Annotated in this window: 14 protein-coding genes and 1 pseudogene; 8 read left to right on the plus strand and 7 right to left on the minus strand. The window is 70.5% G+C overall.

What is annotated here, in order from left to right:
* Positions 1 to 137 precede the first annotated feature (137 nt).
* The 5 genes from IEZ13_RS20360 to IEZ13_RS20380 all read left to right on the plus strand — a co-directional run bounded on the left by IEZ13_RS20360 (position 138) and on the right by IEZ13_RS20380 (position 5,737).
* The gene (locus tag IEZ13_RS20360; RefSeq protein ID WP_183226553.1) at positions 138 to 2,633 is read left to right on the plus strand and encodes a putative bifunctional diguanylate cyclase/phosphodiesterase; all 2,496 of its coding nucleotides are present in this window, start codon (positions 138 to 140) and stop codon (positions 2,631 to 2,633) included.
* Complete coding sequence (locus tag IEZ13_RS20365) at positions 2,630 to 3,826, plus strand: glycosyltransferase 87 family protein (RefSeq protein ID WP_183226516.1); 1,197 nt, start codon at positions 2,630 to 2,632, stop codon at positions 3,824 to 3,826. Before IEZ13_RS20360 ends, IEZ13_RS20365 begins: the two co-directional genes overlap by 4 nt.
* 23 nt (positions 3,827 to 3,849) lie before the next feature.
* Entirely contained in the window at positions 3,850 to 4,218 is a 369-nt protein-coding gene (locus tag IEZ13_RS20370) for a TFIIB-type zinc ribbon-containing protein (protein ID WP_183226517.1), read from the plus strand.
* Positions 4,219 to 4,363: 145 nt separating this feature from the next.
* A complete protein-coding gene (locus tag IEZ13_RS20375; RefSeq protein ID WP_229794842.1) occupies positions 4,364 to 5,146 on the plus strand; it encodes a nucleotidyltransferase domain-containing protein in 783 nt (260 codons plus the stop codon).
* A 261-nt stretch (positions 5,147 to 5,407) separates the two neighbouring features.
* Positions 5,408 to 5,737: a YbaB/EbfC family nucleoid-associated protein gene (locus IEZ13_RS20380; RefSeq protein WP_229794814.1), complete on the plus strand. Its 330-nt coding sequence runs from the start codon at positions 5,408 to 5,410 to the stop codon at positions 5,735 to 5,737.
* A gap of 117 nt (positions 5,738 to 5,854) precedes the next feature.
* On the opposite strand, the gene dnaB is transcribed toward IEZ13_RS20380, so the two are convergent.
* The gene (gene dnaB, locus IEZ13_RS20385) at positions 5,855 to 7,303 is read right to left on the minus strand and encodes a replicative DNA helicase (RefSeq protein ID WP_183226519.1); all 1,449 of its coding nucleotides are present in this window, start codon (positions 7,301 to 7,303) and stop codon (positions 5,855 to 5,857) included.
* Positions 7,304 to 7,827: 524 nt separating this feature from the next.
* Between dnaB and IEZ13_RS47525 the strand changes: the two genes are divergently transcribed.
* The gene (locus IEZ13_RS47525; protein WP_183226520.1) at positions 7,828 to 11,223 is read left to right on the plus strand and encodes a hypothetical protein; all 3,396 of its coding nucleotides are present in this window, start codon (positions 7,828 to 7,830) and stop codon (positions 11,221 to 11,223) included.
* Positions 11,224 to 11,293: 70 nt separating this feature from the next.
* Here IEZ13_RS47525 and rplI read toward each other — a convergent pair whose 3' ends face one another.
* The 5 genes from rplI to IEZ13_RS20415 form a co-directional block, all read right to left on the minus strand.
* Positions 11,294 to 11,743 carry a 50S ribosomal protein L9 gene (rplI, locus tag IEZ13_RS20395; protein ID WP_043529634.1) on the minus strand — a complete coding sequence of 150 codons (450 nt, stop codon included), beginning with the start codon at positions 11,741 to 11,743 and terminating at the stop codon, positions 11,294 to 11,296.
* Between the two features lie 14 nt (positions 11,744 to 11,757).
* Positions 11,758 to 11,997: a 30S ribosomal protein S18 gene (gene rpsR / locus IEZ13_RS20400; protein ID WP_007073789.1), complete on the minus strand. Its 240-nt coding sequence runs from the start codon at positions 11,995 to 11,997 to the stop codon at positions 11,758 to 11,760.
* A gap of 40 nt (positions 11,998 to 12,037) precedes the next feature.
* Positions 12,038 to 12,601 carry a single-stranded DNA-binding protein gene (locus IEZ13_RS20405; RefSeq protein WP_183226521.1) on the minus strand — a complete coding sequence of 188 codons (564 nt, stop codon included), beginning with the start codon at positions 12,599 to 12,601 and terminating at the stop codon, positions 12,038 to 12,040.
* 64 nt (positions 12,602 to 12,665) lie between these two features.
* The gene (gene rpsF / locus IEZ13_RS20410) at positions 12,666 to 12,956 is read right to left on the minus strand and encodes a 30S ribosomal protein S6 (RefSeq protein ID WP_183226522.1); all 291 of its coding nucleotides are present in this window, start codon (positions 12,954 to 12,956) and stop codon (positions 12,666 to 12,668) included.
* Positions 12,957 to 13,250: 294 nt separating this feature from the next.
* Positions 13,251 to 14,273, minus strand: a complete 1,023-nt coding sequence (locus IEZ13_RS20415; protein ID WP_183226523.1) for a hypothetical protein — start codon at positions 14,271 to 14,273, stop codon at positions 13,251 to 13,253.
* A gap of 129 nt (positions 14,274 to 14,402) precedes the next feature.
* Here IEZ13_RS20415 and IEZ13_RS20420 point away from each other — a divergent pair, with 129 nt between their 5' ends.
* Together IEZ13_RS20420 and IEZ13_RS46645 are read left to right on the plus strand one after the other, a co-directional pair.
* Positions 14,403 to 15,179 (plus strand): deoxyribonuclease IV, encoded by a 777-nt coding sequence (locus tag IEZ13_RS20420; protein ID WP_183226524.1) that lies wholly within the window; start codon positions 14,403 to 14,405, stop codon positions 15,177 to 15,179.
* A gap of 21 nt (positions 15,180 to 15,200) precedes the next feature.
* Positions 15,201 to 17,627 (plus strand): hypothetical protein, encoded by a 2,427-nt coding sequence (locus IEZ13_RS46645; RefSeq protein WP_229794815.1) that lies wholly within the window; start codon positions 15,201 to 15,203, stop codon positions 17,625 to 17,627.
* Here the strand turns inward: IEZ13_RS46645 and IEZ13_RS20430 are convergent.
* A pseudogene (locus IEZ13_RS20430) lies at positions 17,615 to 19,056 on the minus strand (glycosyltransferase family 87 protein). The gene IEZ13_RS46645 and the pseudogene IEZ13_RS20430 sit on opposite strands and share 13 nt — an antisense overlap.
* Positions 19,057 to 19,109: the final 53 nt, after the last annotated feature.

Raw genomic sequence — 19,109 nt, forward strand, 5'->3', positions numbered from 1 at the left:
GCGGACAAAGTGGAGGAAACGCCATGTATGGCGAAAAAGAGTGGGGCTGAGAAACGCCTGATGCGCGGACAGACGGTTATCAATTAGGTTGAGCCTTGAGCGACGATCCGATCGCGCTCGGCTACGACAAGGACTCAATGACTCGCACACGAGGCGACGAAAACGTGACCGATCAGCGGCTCCGGCTGCTCATCGGTCTCGTCGTCGTTCTGGGGGTCTGCGCCACCGCGGGCTTCCTGGCGTACGCGCTGAGCCTCCCCGGCCCACCGCCGCATCCACTGGTTCTGGCCGTCTTCGGCGCCGGCCTAATCATCGCCAACCGGGTCCGGGTGCACGTCCGCGTCAAGTCCAGCGTCGACAGCAACACCTGGGGCGAGGTCCCGGTCCTGATCGGACTGACGCTGATCCCGGCGCCCTGGGTGGTGTTCTGCACGATCGCCGCGATCACCGTGATCCGCTGCCTGAGCTGGCTCGGCCCGCAGAAGACCGCGTTCGGCATCGCCAAGGGCGCGCTCACCACCGGTGCGGCGGCGGCCGTCTTCCTGGCCTTCGACGTCCAGCCGGATCTGGTCCGGCCGCCCTTCCCGGTGCTCCCGATCGTGGCGGCGCTGATCGCCTTCATCGTGGTCGACCATCTCGCCTTCGTGCCGGTGCTGTCGGTCGCGACCGGCGGCAGCCTGTGGCAGGTCGCGCTGCACGACTGGACCACCAAGCTCATCCTTCATCTCGGCGAGCTGGCGGCGACCCTGATCGTCGTCGGTGTGCTGGCCACCGGCACGAACCCGCTGCTCCTGCTGGTCGTCCCACTCGTTGTGGTGTGCATGCACCTGTGGCAGTCCCGCAGCGTCCGGACCCGGGAGGAACGGGAGTCGTGGCAGCGTCTGGCCAAGGCGACCGACGAGCTCAACGCGGTGGACCTCACCCAGGTGCTGCACTCGGCGACGACCCGGGCCGCGCAGATCTTCTCGGCGGTGGAGGCGGCCATCGATCTGGCCGCGCGGACCGTGCGGGCCACCGAGACGCAGGTGCTCGCCGACGGCCCGCTGCTGGTCACCACGCCGTCGCCGCCCGACGAGACCACCGTCGACCTGGTGGCGCACGACGGCAGTGTCCGGGTCGGGGTGCTGCGCCTGCGGTTCGGCGGGACGGTCCGGCTCACCGAGGTCGAGCAGTACAAGCTGCGTACCTTCGCGTCGGCGGTGTGCACCGCCATCCGGAACGCCCAGGCGTACGCCGAACTGGCCCGCATCGCCGCGGAGAACGCGCACGCCGCCGCACACGACCCGCTCACCGGCCTGGCCAACCGCCGCCGGCTGTACGAACACGCCGACCGCCTCTTCCGGTCCACCGCCCACACCGGCCTCTTCGCCCTGCTGCTGATCGACCTGAACCACTTCAAGGAGGTCAACGACACGCTCGGGCACGCCGCCGGTGACGAGGTGCTGCGCCAGGTGGCCGGCCGGCTGCGGGACGCGGCCGCTCCCGGTGACCTGGTCGCCCGGCTCGGCGGTGACGAGTTCGCGGTGCTGCTCACCGCCCTGCCGACACCCGCGCTGGCCGGGCACCGGGCCACCGGCATGCTCGCCGCCCTGGACGCCGGCATCGAGGTCGAGGGCATGCAACTGACCGTCGAGGCGGCCGGCGGCATCGCCCTGGCCGCCGGCACGGGCAGCGTCGAGGAGCTGATGCGCCGCGCCGACATCGCCATGTACCAGGCAAAACGCGCCGGCGAGCCGACCGTCGTCTACGCGCACGCCCGGGACACCGCCGACCTGGACCGGCTGGTCCTCACCGGCGAGCTACGGCGCGCGGTGGCCGAGCACGAGTTCACCGTCGACTTCCAGCCGATCGTCGACCTGGGCAGCGGCGAGGTGGTCGCGGCCGAGGCGCTGGCCCGGTGGCGGCACCCCCAGCAGGGCAATCTCACTCCGGTGCAGTTCCTCGAGACGGTCGAGCGGTCCGGGCAGCTGCCGGCGTTCGCCGACGCGGTGCTGGAGCAGTCGCTGCTCGCCCTCCAGACCTGGCGGGAGGCGGGCTTCGACCTGCCCGTCGCCGTGAACGTGTCGCCGCGCAGCCTGCTCGACCCGACATTCCCGGCGGCCGTGCTGGCCCGACTGTCCCGGCACGACGTCCCGGCGAACCGGCTGGTCCTCGAACTCACCGAAACCCTCACCGTGAGTCAGCTCGACGTGGTCGAGCGGACCCTCGCCGAGCTGCGCAACGCCGGTGTCAAACTGGCCATCGACGACTTCGGCACCGGCGTCTCGTCGCTCTCCGTGCTCTCCCGGATCCCGGTGCACCAACTCAAGATCGACCGGGAGTTCGTGGCCGGGGTGGAGACCTCGACGGAGGCGGCCGCGGTCATCCGAACCACCGTCGACCTGGCCCGCAACCTGCACCTCACGGTCGTCGCCGAAGGCGTGGAGAGCGAACCCCAACGGCACGCCCTCTGGCAGCTCGGCTGCACGGCCGGGCAGGGGCACCTGTTCGCCCGGCCGTACTCGGCGGTCCGATTCCTCAGCGTGCTGCGGCGCGGCTCAGGCGGGCGGCCGGGCGTGCTGGCGGTGGCGTTGCACGATGCGGGTTCGGTGGTCAGGCTGCCTGTGCGGCGTCTGCCAAACTTGCCCGCGTGACCAAGCCGTCCGATCGGGCCGTCGATCTGCTCCTCTACGCGATCTCCGCGGTCTTCGCGCTGGTCACCGCCCTCACGTCGACGCTGCTGCCACACCGGGCGTGGGGCGCGATCGCCGCCTGCGGCTATCTGGCCGCGGCCCTGCTCGTGTACGTGGTTCGCCGCCGCGACGTCCTGACCTGGGCCACCTGGGGAGCGGTGGCGATGCTTCCGCTCGTCGTGCAGGCGGTGCAGCGGGCCGGTGGGCGTACCGACCGGGCCCAGGAGGAGGTGGTCGTCGTCGAGCACATGGGTGAATCGCTGCTGCACACCGGCACGCCCTACCTGAGCCGTGCCGAGATCGCCGCCATCCCGCTCGACGAACGCCTGCTCGGCTACCGCCCCTACCAGCCCGGCATGTCCCTTTTCGGCCTGCCCCGGGCCATCGCGGGTGAGCACTGGTGGACCGACGCCCGCGTCTGGTTCGCGATCATCACGGTGGCCGCGCTGGTTGCCGCCGTCACCCTTCTGCGTCCGTCAAACCCATCGATGGTACGGGCGATGCAGGCGGCCACCGTCCTACCCGTGACGGCGCTGACCCTCGCCACCGGTGGGGACGACATCCCCGTACTGGCGCTGTGCCTGCTGGCCCTGGCCCTGTTCGCGAGCGGCCGCCCCGGCTGGGCCGGAGTCGCGATCGGTGCGGCCGCCGGGCTCAAACTCTTCGCGCTCCCGATAGTGGCCGTCCTCGCGGCGCTGTCCATCGCCACCGGCACCTGGCGGCGACTGCTGCCCGGGGCCCTCGGCATCCCGGTGCTGGCCGTGCTCCCGCCGCTGCTGGTGAACCCCGACGCCCTCATCGAGAACGTCTTCCGCTTCACCCTCGGGCACGGCCTCGTCACGAGCCCCGCACAGTCCCCCTTCCCCGGGTACCTGATCTCCCAGGCGGTTCCCGGCGGCCGCTACGTCGCCGCCGGGCTGCTCGTGGCCGCGGCCGCCGTCATCGGGGTGCTCCTGGTGCGCCGTCCACCGCGTACCGCCGCCACCGCCGCCCTCTTCTGCGGATACGGACTTCTCGCCGCGATCCTGCTGATGCCGACGACACGGTTCGGCTACCTGCTCTACCCGGTCGCCCTACTGCTCTGGGCGCCCGCCCTGCGGGTGTTCTCCGGTCGTACTCAGCAAGCACACAGCTTCTTCGGCCCCACGGCATGACACAGCCTTGTACCGTCATTGAAATGCATATGACCTGTCCCAAGTGTCACGGCGAGATGCGGGTCTACGAGCGCAGCGGCGTCACGATCGACCAGTGCACCGAGTGCCGCGGAATCTTCCTCGACCGTGGCGAGCTCGAGAAGCTCTTCGCGGCCGAAGCCACCTACAACAACCGGCCGGGCACCGGAGCGCCGGTTCCCCCGCCGCCCGCGCCGCCGGCCCACCACCAGCCGGGTTACGCGCCCCCGCCGCCTCCGCCGCAGCCCGCCTACGGCGCACCGGCCGCCCACTACCCGCCTGCCGCGCCGATGTATGGGCACCGTGGTCACTACCGGCGCGGCCCCCACGGCCACTACCGCCGGCGAGGCTTCCTGCACGACCTCTTTGACTGAGTTTGATTGCTTCGCTTCGCTCCGCGGCAAAACGCTGGGCTAGCTTTGCTGCGCTTCGCTCCGCGGCAAAACGCCTTGTAACCGGTGTCTTGCGGGGGTGGTTGGTGCACCGCCGTCCTGCTCAACGTGGATGCTCCGTGGCGGGATGGGTATTGGGGTGCCTTGCTGTGAGGGTTGTGCCACGGTGAGGGTTGTGTCTGGTGATCGGCCGGTGGAAGTTGCGGCGCGGCTCGTGCGGGAGCGGTTCTCTGGGGTGCTTGCGGCCTTTCTCGGGGGGAGTGCGCCTACCAAGCGGCGGACGCCGTGGTCGGATCTGGACATCGTCGTGGTTCTGGACGGGCCGCCCGCCCCGTTTCGGGAGACGCGGCGGTTCGAGGGCTGGGTCGTCGAGCTGTTCGTGCAGACGGACACCTCGATCGAGTACTACTGGGGTGTCGATGCCGAGCGGCGGCGTACTCCGCTGCTGCGGATGGTGGCCGACGGCGTGATCCTGGCCGGTGGTGACGGCGCGGCGACGGCCTTCCAGGAGCGGGCCGCCGCACTGCTGGCGGCCGGCCCGGCGGCGCCGGGCGCCGAGACGGTCAACTATCAGCGGTACCTGCTGACCGATCTGGTGGATGATCTGCGCGGCTGTACCGAGCCGGTGGAACTCGCCTATCTGGCGGCGACCCTGATGCTGGCGGCCTCCGACTTCCTCCTCCTGGCCGGGAATCGGTGGTCGGCGCGCGGCAAGTGGCTGCCCCGGCGCATCGGCGAGGTGGACCCGGACCTTCCCGGACGGCTCGTGGCCGGCCAGCGGGCGGTGGTCGTGGACGGCGACCGGGAGCCGCTCATCGCCGCCGTGCTGGCTGTCCTGGACTTTGCGGGCGGACCTCTTCAAGAAGGTTTCGTGCTGTCCGGCAAAGATCCTGGCCGAAACTCAGAGTGACGGCTCAGAAGCGCCACGGCTCCAGAATGCGTGTTTTGCCCGGCAAAGAACTCGTCGATTTTTGCTCGCCGAATTGTCAACAGGGTGGCGTTCATCACTCTTAGTAATTACAAGACGAAGTCATATCACTACTTAAGAGTGAACTATTTCGATAAGCTTCTCTTTTCGTGTGCGTTACGAAGTTGCTGGAATACGCAACGTCGCGGATCTTGGGTATTGTCTCCTCGCCCCCCCACCGTCGCGGCGAACGGAGGAAGAACCGTGACTGGAACCACCGATCACTCCCTGCGGAACGACCTGGAAGACGTCTACGGCCAGTACGAGGAGATGCGTTCCGGAGTGGACGAACTCCAGCGCAGCCTGGCCACCATGCAGGTGAGCGCCGAATCCGAGGACGGCGTCGTCCACGCCACCGTCGATGCGGACGGCCGTCTCGTCGACCTTCGCCTCGACCAGCAGGCTTGCCGGGAATGGAACGTGGAAACCCTGGCTCGCGTCATCGTGGAAACGGTCCAGCACGCCTCTGCTGACAAATCCCGCGAGATCGAAAGTCTGGTGACCAATCACCGCAGCCCGGACAGCGAGGACTAATAGACCACCCGGCCCGCAGAAGCGCGGCGCACGTCCCCATTCCGGACGAATTACGCGCCGCGCCCCGCCACTTTCCTCTTCGGACGGCCCTACGCCGTACCGAGGAAAATGTCGTTTTTAGATCGCCATGTCGATGAAGCGCGACAGGTGCAGCTGAGCGGCCACCGTCACGGTGTCGGTGGGGCCGTTACGGTGCTTGGCCACGATGAAGTCGGCCTCGCCCGCGCGTGGCGACTCCTTGTCGTAGTAGTCGTCACGGTGCAGCAGGATGACCACGTCGGCGTCCTGCTCGATGGAGCCGGACTCACGCAGGTCGGACAGCTGGGGCCGCTTGTCGGTGCGCTGCTCCGGGCCACGGTTCAGCTGGCTGACCGCGATCACCGGGCACTCGATCTCCTTGGCCAGCAGCTTCAGGCCACGGGAGAGCTCCGAGACCTCCTGCTGACGGCTCTCGGTCTTCTTCGGCGAGGACATCAGCTGGAGATAGTCGATCACCAGGAGCCGCAGGTTGTGGCGCTGCTTGAGGCGGCGCGCCTTGGCCCGGATCTCCATGAGGTTCATGTTCGGCGTGTCGTCCACGAAGATCGGCGCCTGACTGATCTCGCCCATCCGGCGGGCCAGCTTGGTCCAGTCGTCGTCGGAGAGCTGGCCGGAACGCAGCGTGTGCAGCGGCACCCGCGCCTCGGCGGAGAGCAGACGCATCACCATCTCGATCTTGCTCATTTCGAGCGAGAAGATGGCGCTGGCGTGACCGTGCTGGATCGCGGCGTTGCGGGCGAAGTCCATGCTCGCGGTCGACTTACCGAGACCGGGACGGCCGGCCACGATGATCAGCTGACCGGCGTGCAGGCCGTTGAGGAGGCGGTCGAGGTCCTGGAAGCCGGTGGGCACACCGGTCATCACGCCACCGGAGGCGCCGACCGCCTCGATCTCGTCGAGGGTCGGCTGGAGCATGTCGCCGAGGGCCGCGAAGTCCTCGCTGACCCGTTTCTCGGTCACGTCGTAGATGGCCTGCTGGGCCAGGTCGACGATGTCGTCCACATCGCGCCCGCCGTGGCCGTTCGCGCCGTAGCCCAACTGGACGATCTTGGTGCCGGCCTCGACGAGGCGGCGGAGGATGGCCCGCTCGGAGACGATCCGGGCGTAATAGGCCGCGTTCGCCGCGGTGGGGACGCTCTCGATCAGGGTGTGCAGGTACGGCACACCGCCGATGCGCTGGAGGTCACCGGAGTCGGCGAGGGCCGCCGCGACGGTCAGGGCGTCGGCCGGCTCGCCCCGCCCGTACAGATCGAGGATGACGTCGTAGATCGTCGCGTGGACCGGGCGGTAGAAGTCGGTGACCTTGAGGATCTCCACGACGTCCGCGATCGCGTCCTTGGAGAGCAGCATGCCGCCGAGGACGCCCTGCTCAGCAGCCACGTCCTGGGGTGGGGCCTTGTCGTAGTTGCCGCCGCCACCATCCTGTGGCCCTTTGCCGTTCCCGCCGCCGCCGCCCCCGTTGAAGGAGCCGCCACCGCCCTGGGACGGCGGCCGCGACTCCGGCCTCGCGTCGTCGGTGATCGACACCCCGGACTCCCCCTCCACTCGGCCATGGCCGCTCGCACGATCGAACCGCCTCGGCACATCTCTTTCGACTGATCCGGCACCGGATCCAGTGGTTCGCTCCGACCAAAGTCCGCACGTGAGGCTGGACCACTGTACGAATCACCAACCCACCCGCCAACTGCGCCGGTGGACGAGTCTCTGGACAACCTGTGGACAGCACCGGTGACTCCTGTGGGTAGCCCTGTGCACACCATGTGGATAACTCTCGGATGCGACGAACCCGAGCAGGGGATTTGCAGTTCTGACCTGTGGAGGGCAGAAAAGGTTCTGGATCTGCGGAAATACCGTCCCGGGTGAGCAAGCCGTCGCACTGAGGCGTTGCGGTTCCGTCTCAGGCACGTCACCCTTTCCAGGTGGACCAACGGGAGTGGGACTACGGCACCCGCATGTCGCGCAGTCGGCGCGCTGCGGGGTCTTGGCCCACCCGGGAACCGGAGATCGCGGAGCCGGAGCCCCGCTGGGCCTCTCTGACCGACACCGGCAGCATGGCTCCCAGCGATGAGGCGCTGACCTGGCAGCGGCGCGCCGACGACTGGGCGCAGCAGGCCGAGATCGAGCCCTACCAGGGTGGCGGCGGCCAGGCCGTCGAGCCGGCCAACCGCTGGTCCTCCGAGGTGACCTCCACCGGGCGGCCGACCTTCCCGGCCGACGGCGTCGGCTGGCGCACCGAGACCGCCGAGTGGCGGGCCACCGGGGCGCGCTGGCGGCAGACCACCGAGTGGCGGTCGTCCACCGGGTCGCACGTGTGGCGTTCCACCACCGAGGCCTGGGAGGACGAGGAGGAGCAGCGGGCCGCCGCGGAGCGGGAGAAACCCTCCATACCCGGTACGGCGTGGCCCACCCCCGAGTTGGAGGCCGAGACGCCGTCCTGGCGCCGGAGCGACCCCGACACGTCGTCGTCCTGGCGCCAGAGCGATCCGGACACGTCGTCGTCCTGGAGGCGCACCGACGGCCCCGCCGTGACCAGCCCGGTCGAGCAGACCTGGTCGAAGAGCAACCCGTCGTGGCAGCAGCCGTCGGCGCAGACACCGAGCTGGCAGCAGCCGCAACAGCCGCAGACGCCGAGCCGGCAGCAACCCTCCGCTCCGGCACCGTCATGGCAGCAGCCCTCCGCTCCGGCGCCGTCATGGCAGCAGCCCTCCGCCTCGGCACCGTCGTGGCAGCAGCCGCAGCAGACCCCGTCCTGGCAGCAGCCGTCCACGCAGACGCCCTCCTGGCAGGAACCCCAGCAGACCCCGTCGTGGCAGCAGCCGTCCGCCCAGCTGCCGTCCCGTCGGCGGGGCGCGGAGACCGGGGCCCCGTCCTGGAACCGTTCCGACAACCCGCCGCCGGGGGAGAACACCACCGGCATACCGCGCTGGGAGCGGACCGAGGCGCCCGGCTGGCAGCGTTCGGCCGCCGAGGACGCCCGTCACCTGGTGCGTGAGGACGACCGGGCGGCCTGGCGCCGGGAGGCGGACTACACCGAGCGGCCCACCCGGGTCGGCCGCCGCCGTGCCGCCGAGACCGGCGCCGCCCCGGCCGGTGGCACCGGCTGGACGAACGGCGCCGACGCCGACAACTGGGCCGGCCACACCGACACCGGCAGCATCCCGGTCGTCTCCGACCAGGCGCTCTCCCCGGACGCGACCACCTGGGGCGCCCGGTCCGCACCGCCGTCGCGCCGTGACCGCGGACGGTATGCCGAACCCCCATCGCCACCGCCGGAGCAGCCGCCGGCACAGCGCGCCCAGCCGGAGCCCCGGCCGGGCAAGCCGCGCTACAACGCCAATCCGACGAACTGGCGCGAGGACACCGCCTCCTGGGACGCGGAGCAGGACACCAGCAACTGGACCCGGGATCCGGACACCGGCCAGTGGAGCCGTGCGGAGGACGACCCACGCGTCCTCGCCTGGCGGGCCGAGGCGGCTCGTCGCGAGTCGACGAAGCCGGACGAGCCGCGCGGTGACAGCGGGCCTCGCTCACGGCGTGCGGAACCGGTCGGTGGGGTGCCCGGCGGGCCGCTGCCGAGCAGCTCCGTCCCCGGCCCCTCGGAGGCCGGTGCGACCTGGCCGACGAGCGCCATGCCCGGCAGCCGTCCACGGAGCGCCCTGCCCGGGCCGATGAGCCCGGTCGACGACACCCAGGCGAGTCGGCGGCGGCGCTCCGAGGAGCCGTACCCCACCGGCAGTGGGGGCCGCCGGCGTGCGCCCGAGCCGTCCATGGACGAGCCGCCCGGCCCGGAAGCGCGGCGGGCCCCGCAGGAGCCCCGGCGCGAACCCGACGACTATCCACCGCCCGGTGGCCGGCCGGGCCCACGGCCGCCGCAGTGGTCGGATCCCGGTGGCCAGGCGCCACGCCGGTCCGCGTACCGGGACGAGCCCTACGGTGGCGGCCGGCGTGAGCTTCCGGCCGGCAGCTCGGGTCCGTCCTACCCACAGCCCGGACCGGGTTATCCACAGCGCTCGGAGCCGTCGTACCCGCAGCAGTCCGGGCCGTCCTGGTCCGAGCCGTCGCGCCCGGAGCCCTCGCGCCCGGAGCCGCCGTCCTGGTCCGACCCGTCGTGGTCGGTGCAGGAACAACCGCAGCGTGGCCTTCCGCCGCGCGCCGGGGCGCCGCAGCAACGGCCCTACGGCACCCCGGCGGGTGCCCTTCCGGCCGGGCCGTCCGCACCGGAGCAGCCCACCTACGGTGGTGGGCCCCGTGAGCTGCCGCCCGGCCGTTCCGGCTACGGCAGCCCGGCCGCTGAGCCGACGTCGAGCGGGCTGTCCTGGCTCGAACAGGAGCGTCAGCGGCTCCAGGAACCCCAGGGCCTGGCGTACGGCGGCGCCGGCGGCCCGTCCTGGCTGGACCAGGAACGGCAGCAGCGGTCGCCCAGCGCTCCGACGTCCAGCGGCCCCGCCTGGCTGGAGCAGGAGCGGCAGCGGCCGGCCCAGCAGGGACCGGCCTACGGCAGCGCCCGCGCCCTGCCAGCCGGCAGTGACGCCGGGTCACGCTGGACAGATCCCGCCGGGACCGGCGGCCCCCGGGCGCTGCCCGCCGGCGGCGGCACGCCGTCCTGGTCGGAGCAGCAGAAGCCGGCGTACGGCGGCGGCGACCTGTCCGGTCGCTGGCCGGACCCGCTGGCGGACCAGTCCGGCCGGGGTGGCTACGGCGATCAGGGCGCCGGTGGTGGTTTCGGTGAGCGCCCGCCCATGGCGGACTGGCTCGCCGCCGAACGCGCCAACCGGCGCGGGGCCGACTATCGAGGGAGCGCCGGGCAGGACGGTGAGACCGACTGGCGCCAGGAGCTGTCCCGCCAGAATGATCTCGCCGAGGGCGAGTCTCGCCGTTACGACACGTCGGACTTTCCTCCCTTTCGGCCAAGCGGCTCGGCCACGGTTGCCGGAGCGTCGAATCTGGCCCTGAGCGCCACGTCAGTGATCTCGACGGCCCCGGAGGGTAACTCCCCTACCGGGGACGACACTTCGTGGCCGCCACGGCGTTCCACGGGCGCTTTCCAGGGCACCGGATCGTACGAGCGGCGGCCGATGAGCGGCGATCTCCTCGCCGGCCGCTCGCCCGACCTGCTGGACCCGTCTGACGACGAGGAAGAGCAGAAGGTCAGCAGCCCGCTGGCCGCGGTCGGCTACACCGTCGTGTGGTACGGCGTACCGGTCGTGCTCTTCGTCCTGGCGATGTTCCTGCTGAACAGCGGGCAGCGGTCGACCGCGCTGGACACGCTGGCCGGCGCCGCGCCCGAGTTCGGCATCGCGCTCGTACTGAGCATGCTGGTGGCCTTCGGCCTGCGGTCGGCGACGACGGCCTGGAAGTCGCCGAGCATCGGCCTGGCGGCGGCCGTGGTGGGTGGCGGTCTGGCCACCGTGCTGAGTTCCGCCATCACCGGCAACAGCCTCAGCTAGCCGGCTGGACGGCCCGAAACACGAAAGGCGCCCCGGGCGAGCCCGGAGCGCCTTCGGCGTAGTGCGGGGACTACTTGGCGGCCACCACGTTCACCGGGAACGTCGCGGTCACCTCGGGGTGCAGCTTGACCTGCACGTTGTACGAGCCGGTGGTCTTGATGTGACCCGGGAGCTCGAGACGACGCCGGTCGAGAGCCGGACCGCCGGCGGCCTTGACCGCGTCGACGATCTCGGCCGGGGTGATCGAGCCGAAGAGGCGGCCACCGTTGCCGGAGCGCGCCTTCAGCGTGACCTTGAGGCCGGCGAGCTGGCCCTTGACCTCGTTGGCCTGGCCCAGGTCACGGATCTCACGAGCCTCGCGGGCCCGCTTGATCACGACGACCTGCTTCTCGGCGCCCTTGGTCCACTGGATCGCGAACCCCTGCGGGAGCAGGTAGTTGCGGCCGTAGCCGTTCTTCACCTCGACGATGTCGCCGGGGGTGCCGAGGCCGGACACTTCCTGAGTGAGGATGATCTTCATCTCGGTGCCCCCTCTCAGCGCGCCGTGGCCGTGTACGGCAGGAGCGCCATCTCACGGGCGTTCTTGACCGCGCGGGCGATCTGCCGCTGCTGCTGGGAGGTCACACCGGTGACGCGGCGGGCACGAATCTTGCCGCGGTCGGAGATGAACTTCCGCAGGAGCGCGGTGTCCTTGTAGTCGATGTAGGTGATCCCGTCCTTGTCGAGCGGGTTCACCTTCTTCTTCGGCTTGCGAAGCGCCGCAGCCTTAGCCATTGCTCAAACTCCTGTTAGTGATCCTGGAAAGCCCGAAGGCTCAGAAGGGAGGCTCGTCGTCGAACGAGGAGTTGCCGCCGCCACCGCCGGAGCGGCCGCCGCCGGCCGGAGCAGCCGTGGCCCAGGGGTCGTCGAAGTCGTTGCTGTTGCCACGACCGCCGCCACTGTTGCCGCCGAACTGCCGGTTGCCGCCACCACCGCCGGAGGAGCCGAAACCGCCCCCTCCGCCGCCGCCGGACCTGCTCGCCTTCTGCACCTTCGCCGTGGCGTAGCGCAGGGACGGGCCGATCTCGTCGACCTCGAGCTCGTAGACGGTGCGCTTCTCGCCCTCTTTGGTCTCGTAGGACCGCTGGCGCAGCCGACCCTGCACGATCACCCGAGCGCCACGTGTCAGCGACTCGGCGACGTGCTCGGCGGCGTCACGCCAGATGTTGCACGCGAGGAAGAGTGGCTCGCCGTCTTTCCATTCGCCCGTTTGCCGATCCAAGGTCCGCGGCGTCGAAGCGATGCGGAACTTGGCGACCGCCGCACCCGAAGGGGTGAAACGGAGCTCCGGGTCGTCGGTCAGGTTGCCGACGACCGTGATGGTGGTTTCTCCTGCCATGAACTTCTCCTCGCCGCTTCAGTCGTTGCCGCAAAGGGTCTCAGGACCCTCTGACAAAAACGCCTCAGCGGGTCTCGGGACGGATGACCTTGGTACGCAGGATGGACTCGTTCAGCCGCAGCTGACGGTCCAGCTCGGCCACGGCCTCGGGCGTCGCCTGCAGGTCGACGACCGCGTAGATGCCTTCAGCCTTCTTGTTGATCTCGAACGAGAGCCGGCGACGGCCCCAGATGTCGAGCTTCTCCACCGAGCCACCCGCGGTCCTGATCACGTTCAGGTACTGGTCGAGCGACGGGGCGACGGTGCGCTCCTCGAGCGAAGGGTCGAGGATCACCATGAGTTCGTAATGACGCAAGACGTTCTCACCTCCTGTGGGCTATGCGGCCACGGTATTTCCGTGGCAGGAGGTCTTGTGTCGAACGCAGAAGGAAAGCCGTGGGAGAGAAGCGCCCACGGCGGACACACTGCGAACCGAGCCAGCATACCCACGCCGGCCGCCATGCCAAAAACGACGGCCCCGTCCGGGTGGACGGGGCCGTCGACGGGAGCCGCGGGGCGCCCGTCCCGATTCGTTGGGTGGGACCTGGGGAGGAACGACCACACCGATGAGGTTGGGCGCGCACGCCCCGCGGAGCTTGCAAGGACGAGCTTAAACCATATTTGTACGAGATGCACGTTGTGACGCGATTGCCCGAATCGCGGCGGTTGCCACGCCCAGAACGCAGACCAGGGCGGTCAGGCCCAGCAGGCCGAGCGGGTGCCCCTCGTCGATCCGGCCCACCGCGGCGACCGGCTCGGCGGCCGCGAAACTGCCCGCCCCGGCCGTATCGGTGGCCGGCGCCCCCGCCTCGGCCATGGTGGGCGGGGCGACGTCCTCCCGGGCCGGGGGCCGCGGCGCGGTGACGGCGTCGGGCAGGATCGTCCTCCGGTCTCCGGGCGGCATGCCGGCGAACGCGGGCGTGCCGATCCCCGTACCCCTAATGATCTTGTCTTTGATCCGCGGCGCGACGCCGCCCTGCGGCAAGGCCTGCGCCGCGATGTTCACGTTCCGCATCGCGGTGGCCGGCCTCGGGTCGGCGGGGTGACGGTTCCCCGAGCGCGCGGACTTCGGCGAGGTCCGGTCCGGGCCCGAATGCGGCGCCAGCCCATCGGGCAGGATCGAGCCGGAGGTACGGGAGTGCGCCGGCGATCCCGGTCCGACCGGTTTCGCCATCGCCACCGCGGCGCCGTTCCCGTCGGTGGGGGCCGGAACCGGGTCGGACTGGGCCGTGGAGTCCGCCGCCGTGGTGGCCGTGACCAGCATCGGAACCGGATTCTCATCGAGGGGGCAGTCCGGCGTGAGCAGCACCTCGGTGGTGCCGCGCCGGAACACGACCTCGGCCGTGCCGTCCGCCGGAATGGTGCCCTTCGGTGAGCCGGCGAGCTTGAGCTGGGCGTCGTGCCCGGTCTGGTTGACGACTCGGACGACGCTGCTGGCCGGCACCGTCATCGACTCGACGCTCGGCTTCGACCCGCAGGACAGGCCGAGCATCCCACCGCCGCCGAAACTGACCTGGCGATCGTTCCCCTCGAGCTGTTCGGCACTCGCCGTCCCGTTCGTGAGCAGCGGCACGCCGAAGATCAACGCACTCAACCCCAGCGCCGCCATCCGGTATCGGAACTGCCGCGACATGCACCATCCCCTAGTCCACCGCCGGGCGCGCCCGGCAATTCGTCAAGCGTGATCAATGGAGCTAACGAGGGGCGGCGGAGGCCGGTGACGCGGCGGGAGAGCGTCGTACCCGCGTCGTAGGCTCGTTCCATGCGCATCGGAGCCCATGTCGATTCCGCCGACCCGCTGGCCGAGGCCGCCGCCCGCGGGGCCGACGCCGTCCAGTTCTTCCTGACCGACCCGCAGAAATACAACTCGCCCAAACCACGCGAGGACGCGGAGCGGATCCGGGCTTCCGAGGTGGAGGTGTTCGTGCATGCGCCGTACATCGTGAATGTCGCCTCGCCGAACAACCGGATCCGCATCCCCAGCCGCAAACTGCTGATGGCGCACGCCCGCGCCGCCGCCGAGTTGGGCGCGAAGGGCCTGATCGTGCACGGCGGGCACGTCGGCGCGGGCGCCGATCTCACCGCCGGCTTCACGAACTGGCGAAAGGCCTTCGAGTATGCGGAGAGCGAAGGCGGCCTCCCGCTCCCGGTGCTGATCGAGAACACCGCGGGTGGGGACAACGCGTGCGCCCGCCGCTTCGACGATCTGGCCCGCCTGTGGGACGAGGTCGGCCGCTTCGGGGCCGGGTTCTGCCTGGACACCTGCCATGCGTTCGCGGGCGGGGAGGATCTGACCGGCATCGTCGACCGGATCAAGTCGATCACCGGGCGGATCGACCTGATCCACGCCAACGATTCGAAGGGTGGATTCGACTCCGGCCAGGACCGCCACGACAACATCGGCAGTGGGAAGATCGACCCCGAGTTGGTGGTGGCCGCGATCCGGGCTTCCGGTGCTCCCGCCATTGTGGAGACGCCGGGCGGGGTGGAGGGGCAGACCGCCGACATCGCCCTACTGCGGGAGCGGGCGGGCAGCTGACGTAGGGCCACCGGGAGGGTCATGACCGAGCAGCCGCAACCGAAGTCGTCCGTGGCCGCCGCGGAGACTTCCGCGCGCCGTGGGCCGCGGCGGTTGCTCGGGCTCCTGCCGCCGCGGCGCGCGACAGCACCGGTAAACAAAGAGGACAAACCCGGCAACGGTACGGCGGAGTCGCCCGCCGCCAAGATCGGCCGCTCAGAGCAGACCGCACCCGCCGCCAAGGCCGGGACGCTGGAAAAGAAGGCAAGCGCTCCGGCGACGGCGAAGGACGCCCGCCCGCCCGGCGCGCCACCGGATCCGTGGAGTGTCTTCGCCGCGATCCCGGAGCAGCCACCCGGGCTCCTCCGGCGGACGCTGCGGGCGCTGAGCCGGTCGGTGGTCCACGAGTACGCGCTCGTCGTCTACGCCGGCTGCCTGCTCGCCGTGATGATGACCTGGCCCACCCTGCGCTATCCGATGCACACCCTGCCGCAGGACCTCGGCGACCCGACCCGCCAGGCGTGGCGCGTCGCCTGGGCCGGGCACGCGGTGATCGACGACCCGGCCCGGCTGTGGCAGTCGAACGCCTACTACCCACAGAAAGACAGCTTCGCCTTCGGTGACAGCCTGTTCGGGTATGCGTTCGCCGGGATGCTCGGCGACGGCCCGAGTGCCGCGATCCTGCGGTACAACATCCTGTTCGTGCTGGCCCACGCACTACTGCTGATCGGCGCCTACGCCCTGGTCCGTCAGCTCGGCGCCCGGCCCACCGGCGCGGCCGTGGCGGCGGTCGCGTTCGCCTACGCGCCATGGCGTCTGGCACAGGAGGGGCATCTCAACATCATCTCGGCGGGCGCCATCCCGCTGGCGCTGGCCATGCTCGCCCGCGGGCACGGCTATTCACTCCGGTACGGCTTCCGGCCCAAGCGCCGGCGCGCCGCCTGGGCCGTCGCCGGGTGGCTGACGGCGATCTGGCAACTCACCCTCGGCTTCTCCCTGGGCATTCCTTTCGCGTACGCGCTGGGCCTGATCCTGATCACGCTGGTCGCCGCCGGGTTGATCAGAAATTTCCGCCAGTCCCGGCGGGAGAAGCGCGCCGCTGCCGTGCCCGGACGGCGCTGGAGCCTGCGGCGTGGCAGGCGCGCGGCACTGGCCGGCCCGGCCGAGGCGGCAAAGTCGGCTGTACCGGCCCCGGCCGGCGCGTCCGTGAAAGCGGCATCCAAGGCCGACGGACCCGAGCCGGAGGTGCAGCCGGTAGCGGCTCCGCTGAAGCCGGGCGTGACCGGGCCGGAGACGCCGCCGGTGACCGATCCGCCGAAGCCCGGCCGGCCGAGGTCCGAGGTTCAGGTGGCCGCGTCGATGGAGGTGGGCAAGGCAACGCCAGCGGGACCGCGTACCGATGTGCTGGAGAGCCCACCCCGGCGACGGTGGATCAGTCTGGGCCGTTACCTGGCGGGCCCGCCCAGGCCGGAGCGAAAACCGGTCATCGGCTGGCTGCTCACCAACATCAACATCCTGGGCGCGACGATCTTCCTGTCGGTCGGCATCCTGATGGCCGTGCCGTACATCCGGCTCAAGGACACCGGCTCACGGATCGAGGAGATCACCTTCTTCTCGCCGCCGCTGCGGAGTCTGCTGATCGGCCCGGCCGAGTCCCGCATCTGGGGCGCCGCACACGCCACCCCCCGGGCCTCGCTCGGCTGGGCCGCCGAGATGTCCCTGCTTCCCGGTTTCGCGCTGTACGCCCTGGCCCTGGCCGGCCTGTTCCTCTCGGTGTGGCGGCTGCGGCACCGCGCGATGCTGGTCATCGGTCTCGTGGTCACGGTGATCCTCACGCTGGGGACCAACTTCTTCGGCGGCCACTGGACGTACCTTCCGGTGTTCGGCCACTTCCCGGCCGCGTTCGACCTGCGCATCCCGGGCCGCCTGATGCTCTGGGTGACCCTGCTGCTGGCGATCCTGGCGGCGGGCGCCGTGGACGATTTCGTCCGCCGGATCGAGCACTGGGCCGCCCAGCGGATTCCACCGTGGCCCGGCCCGTGGCTGCGCCTGGCCACCCTGATCCCACTGATCCTGGTGGCGCTGGAGGGCTGGAACACCACGGCACACCCGCAGGTGGCCGCGCAACCGCCCGCCCTGCGTACCGTCCCCGGCCCGATGCTGGTCCTGCCCACCGCCGATCTGACCGATCAGACCGTGCAGCTGTGGACCACCTCGCGGTTCCAGCAGATCGCCAACGGCGGCGGCGGTTTCAACGCGACCCAGCAGAACGAGTTGCGCGCCAAGGCGGCCGGCTTCCCGGACGCGACCAGCATCGAGTACCTGGAGTCGATCGGCGTCCGGAAGGTCCTGCTGCTGCGTGACCAGGTGGCCGGCACCTCCTGGGAAGACGCCGTCGACCTGCCGGTGGACGCGTTGCAGATCCGCCGGGAGGATCTCCCGGACGCCGTGGTCTTCTACCTCAACTGAACGGCCGGGCTCGGCTCGTCCGGCAGCACCGGCGCCTCCTGGGACGGGCCCATCCGGAAGTAGCCGCGGAACCCGGTGAGCCAGGGGGCCTCCGGACCGTCGAGCTTGCCGGCGTCCGGGTCCGCGCCGCCGTAGGAGCGCCGGACGTCGTCCAGTTCCGGCCGCCAGATCTCGCGGGCCACCAGGAAGAACAGCACCGCCACGGTGACCAGGCGGAAGGTGGAGGCCAGGACGAAGGTGCCCTCCGGGATGACGGTCTTGCCGCCGGCACCGATCAGCTCGGCGTAGAAGGCGGCCAGGTAGGCGACCTCGGCGAGGCTCCACGCGATGACGGCACCCCACTTGGGACGGGCCAGTGCGATCAGCGGGAGCAGCCAGAGCACGTACTGCTGGGACCACACCTTGCTGAAGATCAGGAAGGCGGCGACCACGAGGAAGGCGAGCTGGCTGATCCGCGGACGGCGCGGGGCGAGCAGGCCCAACAGCAGAATGCCCACACAGGAGAGACCGAAGAGCGCGTACGAAAGGTAGTTGAGGGTCGGGATGTGGTCGCTGAGCCACTGGAACGGGCCCTGGTCGCCCACCGTGCCCGCGTTCCACTTCCCGTCCAGGTAACGCCCGATGTACCAGAACGTGCCCCAGTCGACCGGCCGCTCCGAGTTGAGCCGGAAGAACCGCAGCCAGCTCTCGTGCCAGAAGACCATGACCGGCAGGTTGACCAGCAGCCAGGTCGCGCCGGTGGCCAGGAACGCCCCGAAGAACGGCCGCAACCGCCCGGTACGCAGCGCCACGATGAGGATCGGCCCGAGGATGAACAGCGGCCACAGTTTGGCCGCCGCGCCCAGCCCGAAGAGCACCCCGGCCCAGCCCGGACGTCGTCGCGCCCAGAGGAACAGGCCGAGAGCGAACAGTCCGATGGCCGGCGCCGGCGCAAGGCCAGGACCACGGCGACGCTGAGGACCGCGAACAGGCAGAGCACCAGCGCGTTGACGTTGTAGAACCAGCTGCCCTGGTTGATGTTCGGGTGGCTCGCGCCGTACGCGTGCACCGGCAGCCCCAGCGCGCCCATGAAGTAGCCGGTGACCACCGGGTACTCGACCGGATGGTCGACGTAGGGCACCTTGCCCTCGTTCAGGCCCTCGGCGTAGTACAGCGCCAGCACGTCGGTGTAGCAGTACCGGGTGTACTGGACGTTGTTCTGCCAGTTGCCGTCCATGCAGGGCGATTTCTGCACCCAGGAGAGCGCCAGGACCAGGCAGGCCAGCGCCATCACGATGCGCGGTGCGGTCCAGAACCGGCCGGGCCGGGAGCCCGGTGGCACGGCGTGTGCACCGAGTGGGCCGCCGATGGCTTGGGAGAGTCCCCGCACGAAACCGTCCGAGGTGGCATTCGCGACGTCAGGCCGATCGGTGGGCGGTTGGGCGCTCATGTCTTGGCATCATGCCGCATCAGCGGCCGCGAGGGGTGACGGGCCACGGTGGC

The organism is Actinoplanes campanulatus, assembly GCF_014647795.1.
Taxonomy (GTDB): Bacteria; Actinomycetota; Actinomycetes; order Mycobacteriales; family Micromonosporaceae; genus Actinoplanes; species Actinoplanes campanulatus.

What these genes read in the sequence shown, in the direction of transcription:
- IEZ13_RS20420 (WP_183226524.1), top strand. Translation starts at nt 14,403, where the DNA reads ATGCGCATCGGAGCCCATGTCGATTCCGCCGACCCGCTGGCCGAGGCC.
- IEZ13_RS20415 (WP_183226523.1), bottom strand. Translation starts at nt 14,273, where the DNA reads ATGTCGCGGCAGTTCCGATACCGGATGGCGGCGCTGGGGTTGAGTGCG.
- rplI (WP_043529634.1), bottom strand. Translation starts at nt 11,743, where the DNA reads ATGAAGATCATCCTCACTCAGGAAGTGTCCGGCCTCGGCACCCCCGGC.
- IEZ13_RS47525 (WP_183226520.1), top strand. Translation starts at nt 7,828, where the DNA reads ATGGCTCCCAGCGATGAGGCGCTGACCTGGCAGCGGCGCGCCGACGAC.
- IEZ13_RS20375 (WP_229794842.1), top strand. Translation starts at nt 4,364, where the DNA reads ATGGGTATTGGGGTGCCTTGCTGTGAGGGTTGTGCCACGGTGAGGGTT.
- IEZ13_RS20360 (WP_183226553.1), top strand. Translation starts at nt 138, where the DNA reads ATGACTCGCACACGAGGCGACGAAAACGTGACCGATCAGCGGCTCCGG.
- IEZ13_RS46645 (WP_229794815.1), top strand. Translation starts at nt 15,201, where the DNA reads ATGACCGAGCAGCCGCAACCGAAGTCGTCCGTGGCCGCCGCGGAGACT.
- IEZ13_RS20370 (WP_183226517.1), top strand. Translation starts at nt 3,850, where the DNA reads ATGCATATGACCTGTCCCAAGTGTCACGGCGAGATGCGGGTCTACGAG.
- IEZ13_RS20405 (WP_183226521.1), bottom strand. Translation starts at nt 12,601, where the DNA reads ATGGCAGGAGAAACCACCATCACGGTCGTCGGCAACCTGACCGACGAC.
- rpsR (WP_007073789.1), bottom strand. Translation starts at nt 11,997, where the DNA reads ATGGCTAAGGCTGCGGCGCTTCGCAAGCCGAAGAAGAAGGTGAACCCG.